At 45.7% G+C, this 19954-nt stretch carries 15 protein-coding genes and 1 pseudogene; 8 read left to right on the forward strand and 8 right to left on the reverse strand.

The features are described 5' to 3' along the window. The first annotated feature begins 4 nt into the window (after window positions 1–4). A complete protein-coding gene (gene bioB, locus DK423_RS04195; RefSeq protein WP_005557300.1) occupies window positions 5–1009 on the forward strand; it encodes a biotin synthase BioB in 1005 nt (334 codons plus the stop codon). Between the two features lie 137 nt (window positions 1010–1146). Beyond that, window positions 1147–1620 (forward strand): annotated as a pseudogene (gene tnpA, locus DK423_RS04200) (IS200/IS605 family transposase). A 669-nt stretch (window positions 1621–2289) separates the two neighbouring features. Here tnpA and nagE read toward each other — a convergent pair. From nagE to DK423_RS04225, 4 genes are all read right to left on the reverse strand, one after another. Then, entirely contained in the window at window positions 2290–3756 is a 1467-nt protein-coding gene (gene nagE, locus DK423_RS04210) for an N-acetylglucosamine-specific PTS transporter subunit IIBC (RefSeq protein WP_005557305.1), read from the reverse strand. 247 nt (window positions 3757–4003) lie between these two features. After that, window positions 4004–5134 carry an N-acetylneuraminate epimerase gene (locus tag DK423_RS04215; protein ID WP_005557307.1) on the reverse strand — a complete coding sequence of 377 codons (1131 nt, stop codon included), beginning with the start codon at window positions 5132–5134 and terminating at the stop codon, window positions 4004–4006. Between the two features lie 135 nt (window positions 5135–5269). Then, window positions 5270–7120, reverse strand: coding sequence for a TRAP transporter large permease subunit (locus DK423_RS04220; RefSeq protein ID WP_109043883.1), 1851 nt, complete (start codon window positions 7118–7120; stop codon window positions 5270–5272). A gap of 63 nt (window positions 7121–7183) precedes the next feature. Continuing rightward, window positions 7184–8170, reverse strand: a complete 987-nt coding sequence (locus tag DK423_RS04225) for a sialic acid TRAP transporter substrate-binding protein SiaP (protein ID WP_005557315.1) — start codon at window positions 8168–8170, stop codon at window positions 7184–7186. A 241-nt stretch (window positions 8171–8411) separates the two neighbouring features. Here DK423_RS04225 and DK423_RS04230 point away from each other — a divergent pair, with 241 nt between their 5' ends. From DK423_RS04230 to nagA, 6 genes are all read left to right on the forward strand, one after another. Beyond that, window positions 8412–9113 carry an N-acetylmannosamine-6-phosphate 2-epimerase gene (locus DK423_RS04230; RefSeq protein ID WP_005557317.1) on the forward strand — a complete coding sequence of 234 codons (702 nt, stop codon included), beginning with the start codon at window positions 8412–8414 and terminating at the stop codon, window positions 9111–9113. Window positions 9114–9127: 14 nt separating this feature from the next. Continuing rightward, a complete protein-coding gene (locus DK423_RS04235; RefSeq protein ID WP_005557319.1) occupies window positions 9128–10012 on the forward strand; it encodes an N-acetylmannosamine kinase in 885 nt (294 codons plus the stop codon). Between the two features lie 9 nt (window positions 10013–10021). Beyond that, window positions 10022–10891 (forward strand): MurR/RpiR family transcriptional regulator, encoded by an 870-nt coding sequence (locus tag DK423_RS04240; protein ID WP_005557321.1) that lies wholly within the window; start codon window positions 10022–10024, stop codon window positions 10889–10891. A gap of 9 nt (window positions 10892–10900) precedes the next feature. Continuing rightward, window positions 10901–11779, forward strand: coding sequence for an N-acetylneuraminate lyase (nanA, locus tag DK423_RS04245; RefSeq protein WP_005557324.1), 879 nt, complete (start codon window positions 10901–10903; stop codon window positions 11777–11779). Between the two features lie 106 nt (window positions 11780–11885). Then, on the forward strand, window positions 11886–12689 hold the full coding sequence (gene nagB / locus DK423_RS04250; protein ID WP_005557326.1) for a glucosamine-6-phosphate deaminase: 804 nt from the start codon (window positions 11886–11888) through the stop codon (window positions 12687–12689). 55 nt (window positions 12690–12744) lie between these two features. Further along, entirely contained in the window at window positions 12745–13890 is a 1146-nt protein-coding gene (gene nagA, locus DK423_RS04255; protein ID WP_109043884.1) for an N-acetylglucosamine-6-phosphate deacetylase, read from the forward strand. A 545-nt stretch (window positions 13891–14435) separates the two neighbouring features. Here nagA and tpx read toward each other — a convergent pair. From tpx to ydiJ, 4 genes are read right to left on the reverse strand one after another with little or no spacing between them, the layout of a single operon-like run. Further along, entirely contained in the window at window positions 14436–14936 is a 501-nt protein-coding gene (tpx, locus tag DK423_RS04260) for a thiol peroxidase (RefSeq protein WP_005559038.1), read from the reverse strand. A gap of 41 nt (window positions 14937–14977) precedes the next feature. Then, window positions 14978–16042: a ferrochelatase gene (gene hemH, locus DK423_RS04265; RefSeq protein WP_005559039.1), complete on the reverse strand. Its 1065-nt coding sequence runs from the start codon at window positions 16040–16042 to the stop codon at window positions 14978–14980. Next, a complete protein-coding gene (locus DK423_RS04270; RefSeq protein ID WP_005559040.1) occupies window positions 16035–16457 on the reverse strand; it encodes a hotdog fold thioesterase in 423 nt (140 codons plus the stop codon). The genes hemH and DK423_RS04270 overlap by 8 nt, the downstream gene beginning before the upstream one ends. A gap of 9 nt (window positions 16458–16466) precedes the next feature. After that, window positions 16467–19565, reverse strand: a complete 3099-nt coding sequence (gene ydiJ / locus DK423_RS04275; RefSeq protein ID WP_005559041.1) for a D-2-hydroxyglutarate dehydrogenase YdiJ — start codon at window positions 19563–19565, stop codon at window positions 16467–16469. Window positions 19566–19954 lie beyond the last annotated feature (389 nt).

Consider the following 19954-nt stretch of genomic DNA (forward strand, 5'->3'; position numbering starts at 1 on the left):
ACCTATGTTAACCAGTACCCTGCAGATTTACTCCATCACACCGCACCCAAGCGTGGAATATTGGTCGGTGTGCAAAGTGGAAGCATTGTTTGAAACGCCGTTTTTAGATTTAGTTTATCGCGCGGCACAAGTGCATCGTCAGAATTTCAATCCGCGTGCCATTCAGCTTTCAACTTTAATGTCTATTAAAACCGGTGGTTGCCCTGAGGATTGTGGTTACTGCCCGCAATCGGCGCGTTATCAAACGGGCGTGCAAAATCAGCAATTATTGGATGTAGAAGAAGTTGTCGCTAAAGCGAAAATCGCCAAAGCCCGTGGGGCGGGGCGTTTTTGCATGGGGGCGGCATGGCGCGGACCAAAACCGAAAGACATTGCCAAAGTGACGGAAATTATCAAAGCGGTGAAAGCCCTCGGCATGGAAACTTGCGGCACCTTCGGCTTATTGCAAGACGGCATGGCGGAAGAATTAAAAGACGCGGGCTTGGATTATTACAACCACAATTTAGATACCGCGCCGGAGCATTACAGCGAAGTTATCGGCACACGCCGTTTCGACGATCGGATCAGCACTTTGGGCAAAGTGCGCAAAGCAGGCTTGAAAGTGTGCTGCGGCGGCATCGTGGGCATGAACGAAACCCGCAAAGAACGCGCCGGGCTGATTGCCAGTCTCGCCAATTTGGATCCGCAACCGGAATCCGTTCCGATTAACCAATTAGTGAAAATTGAAGGCACTCCGCTTGCCGACGCGGAAGAGTTGGATTGGACGGAATTTGTTCGCACCATCGCCGTGGCGCGTATCACCATGCCGAACAGCTATGTGCGTTTATCCGCCGGTCGCCAGGGCATGAGCGAAGAAATGCAGGCAATGTGCTTTATGGCGGGCGCCAATTCCATTTTCTACGGCGACAAACTCCTCGTCACCGGCAACCTGGAAGAAGACGGTGACCGTCTGCTGATGGAAAAACTCGATTTAGAACCGGAGACGGAAGAAAACAAGCATTTGCGTTGATGATGGATTAGAAAGGAAAAGCTACTTTGTATGTAAAGTGGCTTTTGTTTATAGCTAGGCAACATCTAACTATAAAAACCGTACGCTATGCGTATGGAATCAAAGAGCTTAAGTGGTCAACATAAAAAATCACGTCAATGATAAGTAAAGTCAATGACGACTCAAGTCTATCACACACCAAATGGAACTGTAAGTATCAACATTGTCTTCACACCGAAATAGAGAGGAAAAGCCATTTACGGAAAGTTTAGAACGGATATAGGTAGCATATTAATAAATTATGCGACTACAAAAATGTGGAAATAATAGAAGCATATGCGATGAAAGAGCATATTCATATGCTTACAAATCCTGCCTAAATTATATCTGTATCAAGTTTTATAAGGTATTTAAAGGGGAAATCATCGTTAATGATTTTTGAAAGGCATGCGAACCTAAAATACAGCTATGGTAACCGATATTTTTGGTCGAAAGGCTATTATGTAAGCACGGTAGGGCCAAATACAAAGGTAGTGTAGGAGTATATAAGGAATCAGGAAAAGGAGGGCATGATTCAGGATAATTTATTGAAGAAAGAATATGTGGACCCGCGAAGTACTAGGTCTTTATAGGGTAGTCTAAAAATCGCATGTTTCCCGTGCAGGTTGGTATTTTTGCCGAAAATTAAAAATAATGTGCTAAAGGTTGCTACCGGTTATCTGACATGTCATCAACATATCCCGTGCTATTTAAGTAAAGTTCTTCATCCTTATCACCTACAAAATCAAAAGTGTAACCATGTTTTTAATAGGAATGTTGTAGAACATTAAATTTTACTTTGACATGTCTATCGATATTTTCGTCTTGCTCGCTGGCTTGTTCTCCGCCTTTGGTTTCCAACAGCCAAATCAAGCCATCCTATGTTTGTATAATGTAATCGGGGAAAAATAAGAGTTGTTTACCGAATCGTGTGTTGTAAACAATAGAAAGATAGTTTTTGTGCCGAATAGCCATTTTTATAAAATATATTGGCATATTTTGAATCGGGCGGTGTTGGCTTTTTTGTTTATACATTGAAAAAAGTGGGTTAATGCCTCGTACTATAAAGCCTTAACCCACTTTTTATCAACTATTTTACCTGCTATGCCTTGAGAAAATGGTTAGTTAAGCGAGGTAGTATCATATCGCAAAACGCCTTGATTTTTGACCGCACTTTTTTATGGCTTATCGGCTTTTATCTTCTTAGTTAATAAAAAAGCTTGGAGAATGTTCCAAGCTTTTATCAATAGTTAGACGAAAACTCACTTCACTTTTGCTTTAATCGCCTCCGCTATCAATTCTGCTTCGGGGCCAAGAATCACTTGTAACCCGTCATTACCTAGTTTGGCATTGCTTTTAGAACCGAGGGATTTGAGTTGTTCCTCGTTGATTTTGTTACGATCAACTAAGGTTAAGCGCAAGCGGGTGATACAGGCGTCAATGGTTTTGAAGTTGTCAGCACCACCTAAAGCGTCGATAAATTTGACCGCTCTTTCTTCACGGGATTGATTGTTTACGCTTTGCACAGGGACGGATTCTTCCGTTTCTTCCGTGCGACCGATGGTTTTTAAATTAAAGGCTTGGATGGCGAAACGGAATACCAAATAATAAATGGCGAAGAACACTAAACCTTGCACCAATAACATATACCAGTTAACGGCAAGCGGGTTGCGGGAGGAAAGCACCATATCCACCAACCCGGCACTGAAACCGAAGCCCGCGATCCAGTGCATACTGGCGGCGATAAATACGGAAATCCCGGTTAATAAGGCGTGTAAGACATAAAGAATCGGCGCCACGAACATGAAAGAGAATTCGAGCGGCTCGGTAATACCGGTAAAGAAGGAAGCGAAAGCACCGGCGAGCATGATGGAGGCGACTTTCACTTTTTGGCTTGGTTTCGCACATTGGTAAATTGCCAGTGCCGCACCCGGTAAACCGAACATCATGACCGGGAAGAAGCCCGCTTGATACATACCGGTGACGCCCACGGTTGCCGTGCCTTCGGCGATGGATTTGGCGCCGCCTAAGAAATTCGGAATGTCGTTAATGCCCGCAACATCAAACCAGAACACGGAGTTTAACGCGTGGTGTAAGCCAACCGGGATTAACAAACGGTTGAAGAATCCGTAAATCCCTGCGCCCACGGCACCGAGATCTTTGATGGATTCCCCGAAGGACACTAAAGCATTGAAGATATAAGGCCATACGTAGAGTAAAATGAAAGACAAGGCGATCATGACGAAAGATACCACAATCGGCACTAAACGTTTTCCGCTGAAGAATGACAGGGCTTTCGGCAATTCCACTTGGTAAAAGCGATTGTAAAGTTCGGCGGAAAGCACACCGATTAAGATGCCGATAAATTGGTTATTGATTTTGCCGAACGCGGCAGGCACCTGGCTCGGATCAATATGTTGCAATTGCGCCACGCCGCCCGGTGCAAGCAGGGTAGTGACCACATAATAGCCCACCAAACCGGAAAGGGCGGCGGAACCGTGTTTGTCTGTGGACAACCCGAACGCCACGCCCACGGCGAATAATAAGCCCATATTGTCGATGATCGCCGCGCCGGACTTGATTAATAAGGCGGCCGGTTGGCTGTTGGCGCCCCAGCCGTCGGGGTCAAGCCAGTAGCCGATCCCCATTAATACGGCGGCTGCCGGCAAAACGGCAACAGGCACCATTAAGGCTTGCCCGATTTTTTGGGCATAACTTAAAACACTCATAAGAACTCCTTTAATTTATTTTTGATTCCATAAGATTTTTCATTAAACGGAAGACAGCATATGCCTATGCGATTTCCTTTGGCAAATAAAAACTTCCGTTTTTGTGAGAAGTATCATGCAACGGCGTGTTATTAGCGGCGGCTCATTTTAAAACGGTTTCCTTTTCCGTAAATTTTCGTACGCCATAATAACAATGAAGGATTAAACGTTATCGGTGTAATCCTTCATTTTTTACGTATTTGGCAGATTATTCGACACTTAATTTTTTGCCGTCGTAACTCATGCTTTGTACGGAAGTTAGTGCTTTGCCGCTGTCGGTTTCACCGCCAATCAAAAGTACTTGATTGTTGTAAGACACCGCAACGCCATAGCCGATACCGGCAGGCAATTCACCGATAATTTGCCATTTGCCGTTGTTTAAGGTGTAAATGTCTTTATGCCAGGCTTTGCTGAAGCCTTTGTGGGCGTGAAGTATCCCTGCTTTAAATTGCTTGACGGAGCCCGGGAAATTCGCCCCGCCGGTGACCAAATAATGACCGTGGCTATAACCTGCCATGGCGCCCGCTAAACCGTCTTGGCTTTGCCCTTTCGGTGCCGGCAAATCAGGCAGGTTTTTCCATTGCACGCCTTTGTCGGTGAATTTACCCTGATGGGTTTCCGCTGTGCGCAAGCCCGGTTTGATTTCGCCGTTCACGACGATTAACTCATTGCCTTGAATGGTGAACGCCGCGCCGGCACGTCCGGAGAACGGCACGCGACCTTCATTGCGCCATTTGTTGGTGGATGGTTCATAGCTGAGCAATTCGGTGGTGAAGAAATAATCTTCAGGGCGTTGTTCAAAATAGGCTTTGGCGATGTCGTCTTTTTTCGCTTTGTCTTCACCGGCGGCAACGGTGTCTTGGAAGAAGCCGTTGAAAATGGAGAGATTAGAACCGCCGACGATATAGACTTTGTCGCCGTGAGACGCACCGCTGGATCCCACTAAACCACGCGGTGAACGGGTCGGCAATTTGTTCCAGATATTGCCGGCAGGGTTGTAGCTGTAAGCGTCATTGATGAGTTGTAATTCGCCTTTTTCATTTTTTTGTAAGCCGCCGAAAACGTACAATTTGCCGTCAACCGCCACCGCGACAGGTTGGTTACGTTCGCCACCCGGGAACGCGGCAATTTCTTTCCATTGCGCGTTCGGGGTTTTTAAATCCAAGGCATAAAATTTATCCCCGCCGGAGCCCAAGCCCACATAAACCGTATCGCCGATTAATGCGCCCGCACCGCTTTTAATCGCCACGGGTAAGTCGGGATAGGCCGCTTGCGTAGTCGCGGCAAAAGCCGTTGCAGCAAAAAATAAAGTCGCTAATGTTGTTTTTTTGAATGTCATAACACACCTCGTTTTGAGTTATTGTTTGCTATTCGTAAACGGCATGAATAGGTTTTTTATGGTAGGGCGCTGGTTGCCCCCCTACGGTTTTAAGTGCGGTTAAAATTCACAGCGTTTTTCAACCGCACTTTTTTCCTAAGGTATTAATAAATTCGGCACAAAGGTAATAATTTGCGGAAAGATGGTGATTAATACCAAAGTAATAAAAATCGGTACTAAGAATGGCAATACCCCTTTGGTCACGGTGGAGACGGACATATTGCCCACCCGTGCGACCACGAACAATGCCATTCCCATCGGCGGTGTTAAGATACCAATCATCATGTTCAAGGTGGTCATTACACCGAAGAACACAAGGTCGATACCAAATTGCATGGCGATTGGAATAAGCATCGGTAATACCAAGAATTGCAAGGCAAGGGCGTCAATAAACATACCGAGGAATAATAACAAGGCGTTAATCATCACCAATACCATTAACGGGGAATCCGCCACGGCAACGAACACATCGGCAATACGCATTGCCACTTGTTCGCGGGCGATCATGTCGCCGAAGAAGGTCACCGTCATGATCATCAGGGCGACTACGCCGGTAATCGCCATGGCTTCCACACAGCTGTTGAACAGTATTTTAAGGGTAAGTTCTTTATACACGAATTTACCGATAATGATGGAATAGAATGCCGCCACTACCGCAGATTCTGTCGGGCTGAATAAACCGGAGAAGATCCCGCCGATAATCAATAACGGGGTTAAAATCGCCCAGAATGCCCCTTTAAAAGAGGCGCAAAGGTGCGCCCGGGTGGTTTTAGATGTTTTTGGATATCTGCGTTTTTTAGCAATGTAATAGTTCATACCCATTAGTGCGATGGTGACTAAGACGCCCGGGATGAAGCCGGCAATAAATAATTTCGCAATGGATTCGTTGGCGATAACGCCGTAAATAATCATGGCGATACTTGGCGGCACTAGCGGACCAATGATACAGGAAGCCGCAGTGATACCACCACACACGTCGTCGTCATAACCTGCGTCGCGCATGGCTTTGATTTCCAGTTGACCTAAACCGCCGGCATCGGCAAGGGCAGAACCCGACATACCGGAGAATAATAAGCTGGCGCCGATGTTAACGTGTCCCATTCCGCCGGTATAGTGACCTAATAAAGTTTTGGCGAAATCAAAGATTCGGGTAGTGATACCGCCGGTGTTCATTAAAATTCCGGTGAGAATATAAAATGGTACGGCAAGGAGTGGAAAACTGTCCAAGCTCATGGTCAGTTTTTCGGAAGCCGCATTGACCACGTTCCAACGGGTCATAGAGAAATAAAGCAGGGTAGTGATGAATAGTGACCAGCCCACCGGTACGCCTAAAAACATGATAATCAACCAGAAGACCAGTGCGACATAAACCGCATTGGAACCAAATTTGACATATTCCGTGATGCGCAGTGCCCTGTACCATTCAGGGGTGGCAAATAAAATACCCAATAAAATAACTGCACTTATAATGAAAAAGGTTGCCGGCAGATAGCTTTTATTGTCTTTGAAATTATCCGCTTGCGCTTGAAAGAAGCGAATTAACATCAAAATGGAAATAATCGGCAGGGAAGCGTAAATCCATTTTTCCGAAATACCACCTAAGGCATCAATGGGGAAACCGGCACCTGCGAAGGTTTTTATACCGAAATGGATAAAGAAAATCACACCGAGGAAAATCACCAATTGCACAAAGGAATTGACGACTTTTTTGATTGTCGGCGGCATTAAGTTGGTGAGAAAGTCGATATAAACATGTTCTTGTTTTCTGATGGCGACACTGATACCAAGCATACCTACATAAACGAACAGCAGTTTTGCCAGTTCTTCACTCCAAATTAATGGAGAGTGGAAAGCTTGTCTGAACAGAATTTGTAAAACAAGAATGCAGAATATCACGAGGAATAAGACACCACCGATCCATTCTTCAAGTTTATTAAAGATTTTCATTTTCAACTCCGTTCAATCATAATGGAGGAAATGCCTGCCGAAACAGGCACACGTATGCGTCAATTATTTGTTAATTGCTTGAATCTGTTTGAGAACTTCTTCCCCTTTTGTGCCGGTTTGTTTTACAAATTCGGCATAGTAAGGTTTCATGGCGTCTTTAAACGGTGTTAAATCAGGATGCGTAACGGAGACACCTTGTTTTTCAAAGAAAGTCACCAATTCTTTTTCCCCGTCAACGAAGAGTTTGGTGTGATATTCCGCCGCTTTTTGGGCGGCTTCTTTCACCACTTTTTGTAAAGCTTCCGGTAGGTCGGCGAAGGTTTCACTGCTGACCAAATAAAGTTGGTCGTTCAGAATGTGGTTGGTCATCGCCAAGTATTTTTGCACCTCATAGAATTTTTGCGCCTGCACGGTTGCCAATGGGTTTTCCTGACCGTCCACGGAATTGGTTTGCAGCGCTAAATATACTTCGGAGAATGCCATCGGTGTCGGAGAGGCGCCCACATATTTGGCATACGCCAGGTTGGTTGCGGCATTCGGTACGCGCAGTTTCAAGCCTTTCATGTCGGCAATGCCGTTGATGGCGCGGTTTGAGGTGGTTTGGCGAGTGCCGTTGTAGGCTTGGGATAACAAGGTTAAGCCCAATTCTTTGTTCATTTTTTGGATTAAATCTTTACCGAATGCAGTGTCATGTAACGCTTTTTGCGCCACTTCATAATTGGTGATCACATAAGGCAGGGCAAATACTGCCGCCTCAGGATAGAATAATTGGAAACGAGCGGATTCCGCAAAGGTGAAATCCAATGCGCCGTCTTTTAATTGTTTTAACATGGCGCGGTCGTCACCCAATTGGGAACTCGGATAAAGGGAAATTTCAATTTTGCCGTTGGATTTTTCTTTCACTTCTTTGGCAAACATTTCGGCAGCTTTGTATTCATTGGATGAAGTGCCTGCATTCATACCGAATTTCAAATCATATTCGGCGGCATTGGCAATGGAGGTCATACCTAATGCAATTGCAGTTGCAAGGAAAAGTTTGGTTAGTTTCATGGCTACACTCCTGTAGTAACAAATAATGAATATGGGATGTTTGAATTACAGCTCAGTTTGCATTCTAAAGTAAAAAAATCGTTTTTAAATAGAGAATGAAGCTTTATTTCAAAAATGAGAAGTAGATCACATAGTTGGAATATCACTTCAAAAAATATTTTAAAATGAAATTTTATTTTAGTAGAATGTCCCCACTGACTAGAATGACTGCCAAATGCAGTTGTAAAAAAGAGGAGTGTCTATGTCACAGCGATTACAAAAATTATCTCATCAAGCCGTTTTCGCTCAACTTCAGAACGGGTTAATTGCCTCCTGCCAACCGGTGGATGATGGTCCGATGGATAAACCGGAAATTGTCGCCGCCATGGCACAGGCTTCGGTTGCCGGCGGGGCAGTGGGGCTGCGTATTGAAGGCGTGGACAATTTAAAAGCCGTGCGCCCGATCGTAAATGTGCCGATCATCGGTATCGTCAAACGGGATCTTCCCGACAGCCCGGTGCGCATCACGCCGTTTTTACAGGATATTGAAGACTTGGCGCACGCCGGAGCGGATATTATCGCGGTGGACGGTACTCATCGCCCGCGTCCGGTGGACATTGAAAGTGCGGTCAAAAAAATTCATGAAATGGGCTGTCTTGCTATGGCGGATTGCTCCAATTTGGAAGAAGGGTTGTATTGCCAAAAACTCGGCTTTGACATCGTGGGCAGCACCATGTCGGGCTATACCGGCGGCACCGTACCGACAGAACCGGATTATCAGCTGGTGAAAGATTTGAAAGCGGCAGGTTGCAAAGTGATGGCGGAAGGGCGTTATAACACGCCGGAACTTGCCAAAACCGCCATTGAAATCGGCGCGGATTTCGTCACCGTCGGGTCGGCATTAACCCGCCTGGAACACATCGTCAGTTGGTTCACAAGTGCGGTCAAATCTGCAGACAAATAAAAGAGGGATTCATGATGCGTTGCTTAGCCTTAGATATCGGCGGAACCAAAATCGCCGCCGCCATTGTTGATCAGAACCAAGTCACACAACGGAAACAAATTCATACGCCACAGGAAAATGTGGTGGCGGCAATGCATCAAACTCTCGCGCAATTACTCACGGATTATGCGGGGCAATTTGATTACGTTGCGGTTGCCTCAACGGGCATCATCAATAAAGGAATATTGACCGCACTGAATCCGAAAAATCTGGGAGGACTTGCCTACTTCCCGTTAAAAGAAAGCCTTTCCAAGCATACGTCCAAGCCGGTGTATTTATTAAACGATGCGCAGGCGGCGACTTATGCGGAATATCAACTGCAAGATAAAAATAACATTCAAAACTTTGCCTTCATTACCGTCTCCACCGGTGTGGGAGGCGGGTTAATTTTAAATCGCCAATTACTTACCGAGCCAAACGGCATTGCCGGTCATATCGGACACACCATTGCGGATCCGAACGGACCGCTGTGCGGTTGCGGACGTGTGGGCTGTGTGGAAGCCATCGCATCGGGGCGCGCCATTGAAGCGGTTTCCAGACAATGGGACGATCTTTGCGATACGAAAGAAGTGTTCGCCCGTTTTCGAAAAACGGACGAAAAAGCCACCGCACTTGTATTCCGTTCAGCAAAAGCCATCGCTAATCTGGTGGCGGATTTGGTTATCGGTATGGATATTCAAAAAGTGGTTATCGGCGGCAGTGTAGGGCTGGCGGAAGGCTATTTGCCTTTGGTGCAAACCTATTTGCAGCAGATGCCGGAAGTGTATCGCGGCGCTATCGAATCGGCGCAATTAGGGCAGGATGCAGGGCTTATCGGTGTGGCTTCATGGACGCTGGCGCAAATCCAGGCTGCTGCGTAAGGGGAATTTATGGCAACCAATGGCAATGTGCTTAGCACCATTAGCGCGTTATATCAGAGTTTAACCAAAACGGAAAAGAAAATTGCCGATGTGATTTCGCAATCGCCGGAAATGGTCATGCAATATTCTCTTTCCGAGCTTGCGTCGAATTTGAATGTGGGCGAAGCGACTTTTGTGCGTTTTTGTCGGACCTTGGGTTTCAAAGGCTTCAGTGATTTCAAACTGGCGTTTTCCATTGAGCTGGCAACTGCCAGAGAAAGCCGTGACGACACCGTACTTGAAACGGAAATCATGCCCGATGACGATTCATTGAAAATCGCCCACAAATTGCAAGCGGCGATTTCCAAAGTGATGGACGAAACGGTGAATTTGCTGGATTTCCAACAGCTTGAAGACGTGGTACGGGCAATTCAAAAAGCCAAACGGGTCTTTTTATTCGGCGTGGGTTCCTCCGGCGTGACGGCGGAAGATGCAAAAAATAAATTTATGCGTATCGGCGTGCCGGTGGATGCCACAGGCAATAATCATTTCATGTATATGCAGGCGGCACTGCTGAAGGAAACCGATGTGGCGGTTGGGATCAGCCATTCCGGTTATTCGCAGGAAACCGCTCATACTTTAAAGATCGCCAAACAAAATGGGGCGACGACGGTGGCGTTAACGCACAGTTTGCGTTCGCCTATTACCGAACATGTGGATTTCGTGCTGGTCAACGGTAATAAACAGGGAAAACTGCAAGGGGATTCCATCGGCACGAAAATCGCTCAATTATTTGTATTGGATTTGATCTACGCGTTATTGGTGCAAGCCGAACAGGACGCGGCGACCAAAACCAAACAGAAAACACTTAATGTTATTTTAGAACAACGTATTAAATAGGAGAAAACTATGCGGGATTTAAAAGGAATTTTCAGTGCATTATTAGTATCATTCAACGAAGACGGCTCCGTGAATGAAAAAGGTTTGCGTGAAATTATTCGTTACAACATCGATAAAATGAAAGTGGACGGCTTGTATGTGGGCGGTTCCACCGGTGAAAACTTCATGCTCTCCACGGAAGAGAAAAAACAAATCTTCCGCATTGCCAAAGATGAAGCCAAAGACCAAGTGGCGTTAATCGCTCAAGTGGGTAGCGTGAATTTACAGGAAGCCGTTGAACTCGGTAAATACGCCACCGAATTAGGCTATGACAGTCTGTCTGCGGTCACCCCGTTCTACTACAAATTCAGCTTCCCTGAAATCAAACATTACTACGACACCATCATTGCCGAAACCGGCAACAACATGATCGTGTATTCCATTCCGTTCTTGACCGGTGTGAACATGGGGATCGAACAATTCGGCGAGCTTTACAAAAATCCGAAAGTACTTGGCGTGAAATTCACTGCAGGCGATTTCTATTTGTTGGAACGCTTGAAAAAAGCCTATCCGAACCACTTAATCTGGGCAGGTTTCGACGAAATGATGTTACCGGCAGCCTCTTTAGGCGTCGATGGTGCCATCGGTTCAACATTCAACGTAAACGGTGTTCGTGCGCGCCAAATCTTTGAATTAACCAAAGCGGGTAAACTCAAAGAAGCCCTCGAAATTCAACACGTCACCAACGATTTAATCGAAGGCATTTTGGCGAACGGTTTATATTTAACCATCAAAGAATTGTTGAAATTGGAAGGCGTACACGCCGGCTACTGCCGTGAACCGATGACCGCCAAAGCCACACCGGAACAACTCGCCAGAGCCAAAGAATTAAAAGCGAAGTATTTATAATCTAATGGAAAAAATGACCGCACTTTAATTCGCTTTGTAGGGACAGGGAGAAAGCCGGTCCCTACAATAGATCGGATAGTGCGGTCAATAATAAAGGAATTTCACTATGCGTCTTATCCCACTCACTACAGAACAACAAGTCAGCCGTTGGGCGGCTCGTCATATTGTGGATCGAATCAATCAATTCAAACCCACTGAAGATCGTCCTTTCGTTTTAGGCTTGCCGACCGGCAGCACACCGTTAAAAACCTATCAGGAACTCATTAAACTTTATCAAGCGGGTGAAGTGAGTTTTAAACATGTGGTGACATTTAACATGGATGAATATGTCGGTTTGCTGAAAGAACATCCGGAAAGTTATCACAGCTTTATGTATAACAACTTCTTCAATCATGTGGATATTCAGCCGCAAAATATCAATATTTTAAACGGCAACACGGAAGATCATGATGAAGAATGCCGTCGTTACGAAGAAAAAATCAAATCCTACGGCAAAATCAATTTATTCATGGGCGGCGTGGGCGTTGACGGGCATATCGCCTTTAACGAACCGGCGTCTTCCTTAAGCTCCCGCACCCGTATTAAAACCTTGACGAAAGACACCTTAATCGCCAATTCCCGTTTCTTTGATAATGATGTCAACAAAGTACCGAAATATGCGTTAACCATCGGAGTGGCAACATTATTGGATGCAGAAGAAGTGATGATCTTAGCCACCGGACACCCAAAAGCCCTTGCGGTGCAAGCGGCGGTGGAAGGCTCGGTGAACCACCTCTGGACAGTCAGCGCGTTGCAATTACATCGCCACTTTATTTTGGTTACGGATGAAGCGGCACTGCAAGAACTGAAAGTGAAAACCGTGAAATATTTCACCGAATTGGAAGAAAGAGCCATTCACAGCGTGTTATAGTTAAACGCCGCACGAAAGTGCGGTTGTTTTTTTCGATAAATTTGGGAAGATAAGAATGAAATATGCATTAACGAACTCTGTGATTTACACAAAATATGAGGTGCTACGGGATTATGCCGTGGTGATTGAAGGCGAACATATTCAAGCCGTGGTTCCGCAAAGCGAATTGGAAAGCGGCATTAAAACCATTGATTTGCAAGGACATAACCTCACGGCGGGGTTTATCGATTTGCAACTTAACGGCTGCGGCGGCGTGATGTTTAACGATCAAACCAGCGTAGAAACTTTAGAAATCATGCAAGCCACCAATTTGAAATCGGGCTGCACCAGTTTCTTACCGACCTTTATCACCGCGCCCGATGAAGGCATTAAAAGTGCGGTCAACATTATGCGCGAATATTTAACCAAGCATAAAAACCAAGCGCTTGGCTTGCACATTGAAGGACCGTATTTAAGCGTTGAGAAAAAAGGCGTACACCGCCCAGAATACATTCGCGAAATTTCGCCGGAAATGAAAGATTTCCTTTGTGAAAACGCCGATGTGATCACCAAACTCACGATTGCCGCGGAAAATCCGACCGCCAATTACATTCTGGATTTCGTGAAAAGCGGCATTGTGGTTTCCATCGGGCATTCCAACGCCACCTATGAAGTAGCAAAAGCGGCGTTCCATAAAGGTGCCACCTTCGCCACCCACTTACACAACGCCATGTCGCCGATCAGTTCCGGACGTGCTATGGGCGTGGTTGGCGCGGTGTTGGATTCCGACATTTACACCGGCATTATCGTGGACGGTGTGCATGTGAATTTTGGCAACGTGCGCATTGATAAAAAAGTGAAAGGCGACAAACTCTGCATCGTCACCGACTCCCTTGCCGCCGCCGGCGCAGGCCCGGAATTGGAGAGTTTCACCTTCGTGGGGAAAACCATTTATGTGAAAGACAGTCGTTGCTACGACGGCAACGGCACCATCGCCGGCGCCTCCATCACCATGATGGAATCCATCAAAAACGCTGTGGAATATGTGGAAATCCCGCTCGCCGAAGCCGTTCGTATGAGTAACCTTTACCCTGCACGCGCCATCGGCGTGGACGATCGTTTGGGTTCCGTGGAAGCCGGCAAAATCGCCAACCTCGCCGTATTCACCAATGATTACAAGGTCATCAGCACCGTGGTAAACGGCGAGTGGAAAGCGAATTAATCAATGGTAGGGTGGGAGTTATCCCACCGTTTAAAACTACAATATTTTTAAATTTCGATGGCGCGTGTCTCCTGACCACAGTTGTTCGAAACATTGTAACTATTTATATAAAAAGAAAAAAACTTGGCTCCCCTCGTTCACGGGGGGAGCCGGGCGAAGCCCTGAGGGGGGGCAAAATCTCAATTTTTAAGCATGATCTTGTGGAAACATCAAGATAAATCCCCCCTTCCGCCCTTCGGGCACGTTATTCGCAAGCTCGGAAACTCACTTGCTCACCCCTTTGGGGTCGTTGGCAGAGCCAACGCTCAAAACGCATTGCGTTTTGTCCCCCGTAAACGGAGGAAGGCAAGATATTTAAAAAATATCAATGAATTATAATGTTTCGAACAGCTGTGGTCTCCTGACGCGTGCCTTTTTATATCAACGGGTCATCGGCACAGGCTGTAAAGCGTGCGCCATCAAATATTCTGAAAACAAAAGTGCGGTGGATTTTCCAAGTGTTTTTTAAAACACCGAAAAAATCTACCGCACTTTTATGTGATCAACTATGCCAATACCACAAGTGCCGCGTCGTAATTGGGTTCGTTCTTAATTTCAGAAACCAATTCGCTGTGTAATACGTTGTTGTTTTCATCCAACACAATCACCGCGCGGGCAGTTAAACCGGCAAGCGGGCCGGAAGTGATGTCAACGCCTAAGGTATTGTGCAGAGCGTGGTTGCGGAAAGTGGAAAGGGTTTTGACATTTTCAACGCCTTCTGCGCCACAGAAACGGGCTTGGGCGAACGGTAAATCGGCGGAAATGCAAAGCACTACGGTATTTGCTAAATTTGCCGCTTTTTCATTGAATTTGCGTACCGATGTGGCGCAAACACCGGTGTCGATACTTGGGAAAATGTTTAAGACTTTGCGTTTACCGGCAAAGCTGTTAAGTGACACATCTGCCAATTCATTGTTGACTAAAGTGAAATCGGCGATTTGCGTATCTGTTGCAGGAAAAGTGCCTGCAACATCAATCGGGGTGCCTGTTAAAGTGACTTTACTCATAATTTTCTCCTAAATTGAATTAAAAATATAATGCCGCGCTATTAATGGCAACGGCTGCTTAATTGACCTGAAGTTTGCACTTCAATGATCGGAACTTCGTTTATATTCGGCACATTGCAGTTATTGCATTTCATTTTGCCGATCATATTCAGTAATAGTTTACCAAGCGCTTCGATATGCGCCGGTTCGGCATTGAGCGCCGGGATGTAGTGATAACTTTGTCCGCCGCTGGCTAAAAATAGTTCGCGGTTTTCTTCGGCGATTTCTTCCAAGGTTTCCAAACAATCGGCGGCAAAGCCGGGGCAGACGACGGCGATATTTTTAATGCCCTGCTGTGCCGCGCCGGCAAGAAAGTCGTCGGTGTAAGGCTGCAACCATTCTTCTTTACCAAAGCGGGACTGGAAAGTCACTCCCCACTGTTTTTCATTTAAACCCAAACCTTGCGCTACAGCAGCGGCAGTTTGTTGACAGTGGGTGCGGTAATAATCGCCGGTGTTTTCGTAACGCAACGGAATGCCATGGAAAGAGAACAGTAAAAACTCTTCGGATTTCAACCGCACTTTGCAGGATTCAATCAGGGCTGTAATGTAATCTTGGTTTAATTGATAAGAATGAATGAAATCGAACGGCACGATGCCACGCTGTTGTTTCAGCGCCGCAGCGAAGGAGTCAAACACAGCGCCTGTGGTGGTGCTACTGTATTGCGGATAAAGCGGCAATACAATGATGTGATCCACTTTTTTATCTATTAATTTTTGTACCGCATCGGGTATTGACGGATTGCCATAAGTCATGCCGATTTCGATTTCCATATTAAGGTTTTGTTGTTGCAGAAAAATCGCTAATGCTTCTTTTTGTTGTTGAGTTATGGTAAGTAGCGGCGAACCTTGTTTGGTCCAAATGGACCGGTAGTTTTTTGCAATACGTTTGGAGCGCAAGGGCAAAATAATGGCTTTGAGCAGCGGAAACCATTTATAGCGTGGCAAATCTACTACGCGCGGATCCGTTAAAAATTGCCATAAGTAGCGGGAAATATCCTTAGGATTGGGCGAGTCCGGTGTGCCTAAATTGGCAAGGATAACGCCGATTTTTGCTGCTTTATTCATGAGTGATTACAGAAAGAGTTAAACGTGAAACGCAGCATAGTTTATCTTGCTCGTCACGAATGTCAATTTGCCAAACCTGCACATTTTTGCCTAAGCGAATGGGAGTGGTTTTGGCGTACACATTGCCTTGATGTACGGCACGCAAGTGATTGGCGTTAATTTCCAACCCGACCACCGCCTGATTTTCCGCCACACAACAAAATCCAGCTGTTGAAGCGATAGTTTCCGCCAATGCCGCAGAAATGCCGCCGTGCAATAACCCCATGGGTTGCGTCGTGCGTCGATCTACCGGCATTCGTGCTTCCAACCAATCATCACCTTTGGCGATAAATTCAATACCCAAATGTTCCACTGCACAGTTTTTACAAAACGCATTCAGTTGTTCCAACGTAAGATTTTTTTTCCAGATACTCATGGGATCTCGTTATTTAAATAAAGTTAATAAGGCTTGCACGGGGTGTTTCGGCTGATAATGGGCGAAACGTTTAACTTGACTGCGGCAGGAATAGCCGGTGGCCAAACAATAGTCAGGACTTTTATTTTGCAGTTTTTGCTCCCACGAAGATACATAAATGGCTTTCGACATCTCGATGTGTTGGGTTTCATGCCCGAAAGTGCCCGCCATGCCGCAACAACCCACGCTTTCAACCTGTAATTGTTGAGTGAACGCGGCAAAAATTTGTTGCCATTCTTTTGCGCTGTTCGGCATTGCGGTGATTTCCGTGCAATGCGGGAATAAATACCACTGATGTGGCTCAAAAGTGCGGCCATTTTTCCCGGCGTTTTTCATGTGCTGTAACAACGTGCCGTTATCAAGCTGTTGTTTTAGCCATTCGTGGGCGGTTAGCACATGGAAATCGCCCCGCGCCTCCCTCAGGATTTCTTTATACTCATCCCGATAAGACAACACAATCGCCGGATCTACGCCCACCAGCGGCAAGCCGAGTTTCGCCATACGATTAAGAAAATCCGCCTGATTTTTCGCGGTTTTCGCAAAACGGGTTAAAAAGCCTTTAATGTGCTGCGCCTTGCCGTTCGGTTTGAATGGCAATAATACCGCTTTAAAGCCTAATTTTTCGATCAGCGCCACAAAATCGGCAACCACTTTGGCATCATAATAGGAGGTAAAAGGATCCTGCACGATGAGTAAAACATTCTGTTTTTCCACCGCACTTAGGCGCTCCAGTGTTTCCAAGGAATCGTTTTTATGCCCGATTTGAATGAGTTGCTGCTGCAAATTCGGCGTGGACAACAACGGTAAATCCGTCATGCCTAAATATTTTTCCGCCGCTTTTTGGCTCACTTTTGCCGCTGTGAAGTAATTGAAGAAGTTTGCCTGTTTTGCCATCAGCGGCGCAATAAATTCCACATTGGACACCACATAATCTTTTATCGGGCGCAAATAGCGTTGGTGATAAAAATGAAAGAATTTAGAACGGAAACTCGGCACATCGATTTTAATCGGACATTGGCTGGCGCAGGCTTTGCAGGCAAGGCAGGTATCCATAGCGGCTTTCACTTCATGGGAGAAATCATATTCGCCACGGCGTTTTTTGCGGCTGTTTTGGATTTTTTTCACGATATTCGTGAGTTTCATTGTGGATTGTTTGAAATCCAGTTGTTCTGGACGAACCTGCTCATTTGCCAATAAACGCAACCATTCGCGAATCATCGCGGCGCGTCCTTTCGGTGAAAAAATACGGTTTTTGCTCACTTTCATGGACGGACACATGGCGCTGTGCACGTCAAAATTAAAGCATAACCCGTTGCCATTACAATTCATGGCGCCGATAAACTCTTCTTTCATTTGAATCGGAATTTGACGATCCAAATCGGCGCGCATCGGCGATAAGATGGAGTAGAGTTCTTGCTCGCTGTTCAGCGGGGTGCAGATTTTCCCCGGATTTAAGCGGTTTTGCGGATCGAACAGGAATTTGATGTAACGTAACTCGCGCCATAGTGCCGGTGTGAAGAATTTTTCGCCGTATTGCGAGCGCATACCTTTGCCGTGTTCGCCCCAAATTAAACCGCCGTATTTGTGGGTTAAGTTCGCCACTTGGTCGGAAACCCGTTTGAACAGTTTCACCTGTTCCGGATCGCATAAGTCCAACGCCGGACGCACGTGTAACACGCCCGCATCCACGTGTCCGAACATACCGTATTGCAGATGGTGGCTGTCCAACAAAGCGCGGAATTCACTAATATAGTTCGCCAGATTTTCCGGTGGCACGCAGGTGTCTTCTACAAACGGAATGGGTTTTGCAGCGCCTTTGGCGTTGCCCAGCAAGCCCACGGCTTTTTTGCGCATGGCGTAAATTCGTTCAATAGAAGGCAAGTCGGAACACGCCTGATAGCCGATGATATGATCTTGTCCGTCGGCAATTTTTTGATCCAACGCGGCACATAATTGGGACACTTGATTTTCAATGATCGCCTGGTTATTGCTTGCATATTCTACAATATTTAAGCCGAGAATCGGATTTTGCTCTTCTTCTGTTAAGAGTTCTTTCACCGAATGCCAAATAATGTCCTGCTTCGCCAGATTCAACACTTTGGAATCCACGGTTTCCACGGAAAGGGCGTTGGCTTTCACCATAAACGGCGCGTTGCGTAATGCCGCATCAAAGGAGCTATATTTAATGTTAATTAAGGTGCGATATTGCGGAATCGGCGTTAAATCCAGCACCGCTTCGCAAATAAAGGCGAGAGATCCTTCCGAGCCGGTGAGAATACGGGTTAAATTGAATTCGCTTAAATCAGCGTTAAAAACATTTTTTAAATCGTAACCGGTGAGAAAGCGATTCAATTGTGGCAAATCATGGATAATTTGTTCACGGTTTTCTTTGCAGCGTTGGAAAATTTCCTGATGGATTTTTTTTCCGCCGGCAGACAAATGACTTTCTTCGATAGTATGAAAAACGTCGTCAGATTTGACCGCACTTGTGTCCAGAATTTCGCCGTTCATCAATACGGCACGCAATCCCAAAACATGGTCGGAGGTTTTGCCGTATTGTAAGGAACCTTGCCCGGAGGCATCCGTATTGATCATGCCGCCCAAGGTGGCGCGGTTGCTGGTGGAAAGCTCCGGCGAGAAAAATAAACCGTGCGGTTTGAGAAACTGATTGAGCTGATCTTTCACCACGCCCGCTTGCACGCGTACCCAACGTTCTTTTACGTTTAACTCTAAAATTTTCGTCATGTGGCGGGATAAGTCCACAATAATATTGTTATTGATAGATTGCCCGTTGGTTCCCGTGCCGCCGCCGCGCGGGGTAAAGGTCAGCGGAAGGTATTTTTCCTGTTGCGCCAGTTTGGTCAGGCGCACCACATCGGTGACGGTTTTGGGGAATAAAATGGCTTGCGGCAGTTGCTGATAAACGCTATTATCGGTGGCTAAACTGAGACGATCGGCATAATTGGACGCAATATCGCCTTCAAAATGTTGCTGACGTAGGGTATTCAAATAATCTTTAACTAAAGGAGAGCATTGGGGAACATTTTTTAAACGAGGTAGTATTTGCATAGCGCTTGATTAGTTAGAGCGGTAGAAAGTAACCGAATCTTAACATACAAATGCAGAATATTGTCAGTAGAAAAAGGCAAAGAAATATTAAATTTACTGAATAAATTCTTAAGATTGGTTGATTAGTGAACTAGAAAGGTGTTAGATTGTTTAAAAAACAATCAAAAAAACTTAAGTTGTTTGATTTTCGGCTTTTTAGTGGGATAATGTCTGAACTTTTAAACAGTCATTTCATAAGGGATATGTATTTGTTAAAAGTATATGGGGTGAATTTAACTTCGTATTAAACAATATTTTAGTTCGTTAATTGTAAAGAATTTCACTTTTTTACTTAAACGGTTTAAGATGACAGGTAACACAAGTCCTTGTGTTGGTTTTCAGCTGTATCG

This window comes from Aggregatibacter actinomycetemcomitans, assembly GCF_003130205.1.
Taxonomy (GTDB): domain Bacteria; phylum Pseudomonadota; class Gammaproteobacteria; order Enterobacterales; family Pasteurellaceae; genus Aggregatibacter; species Aggregatibacter actinomycetemcomitans_A.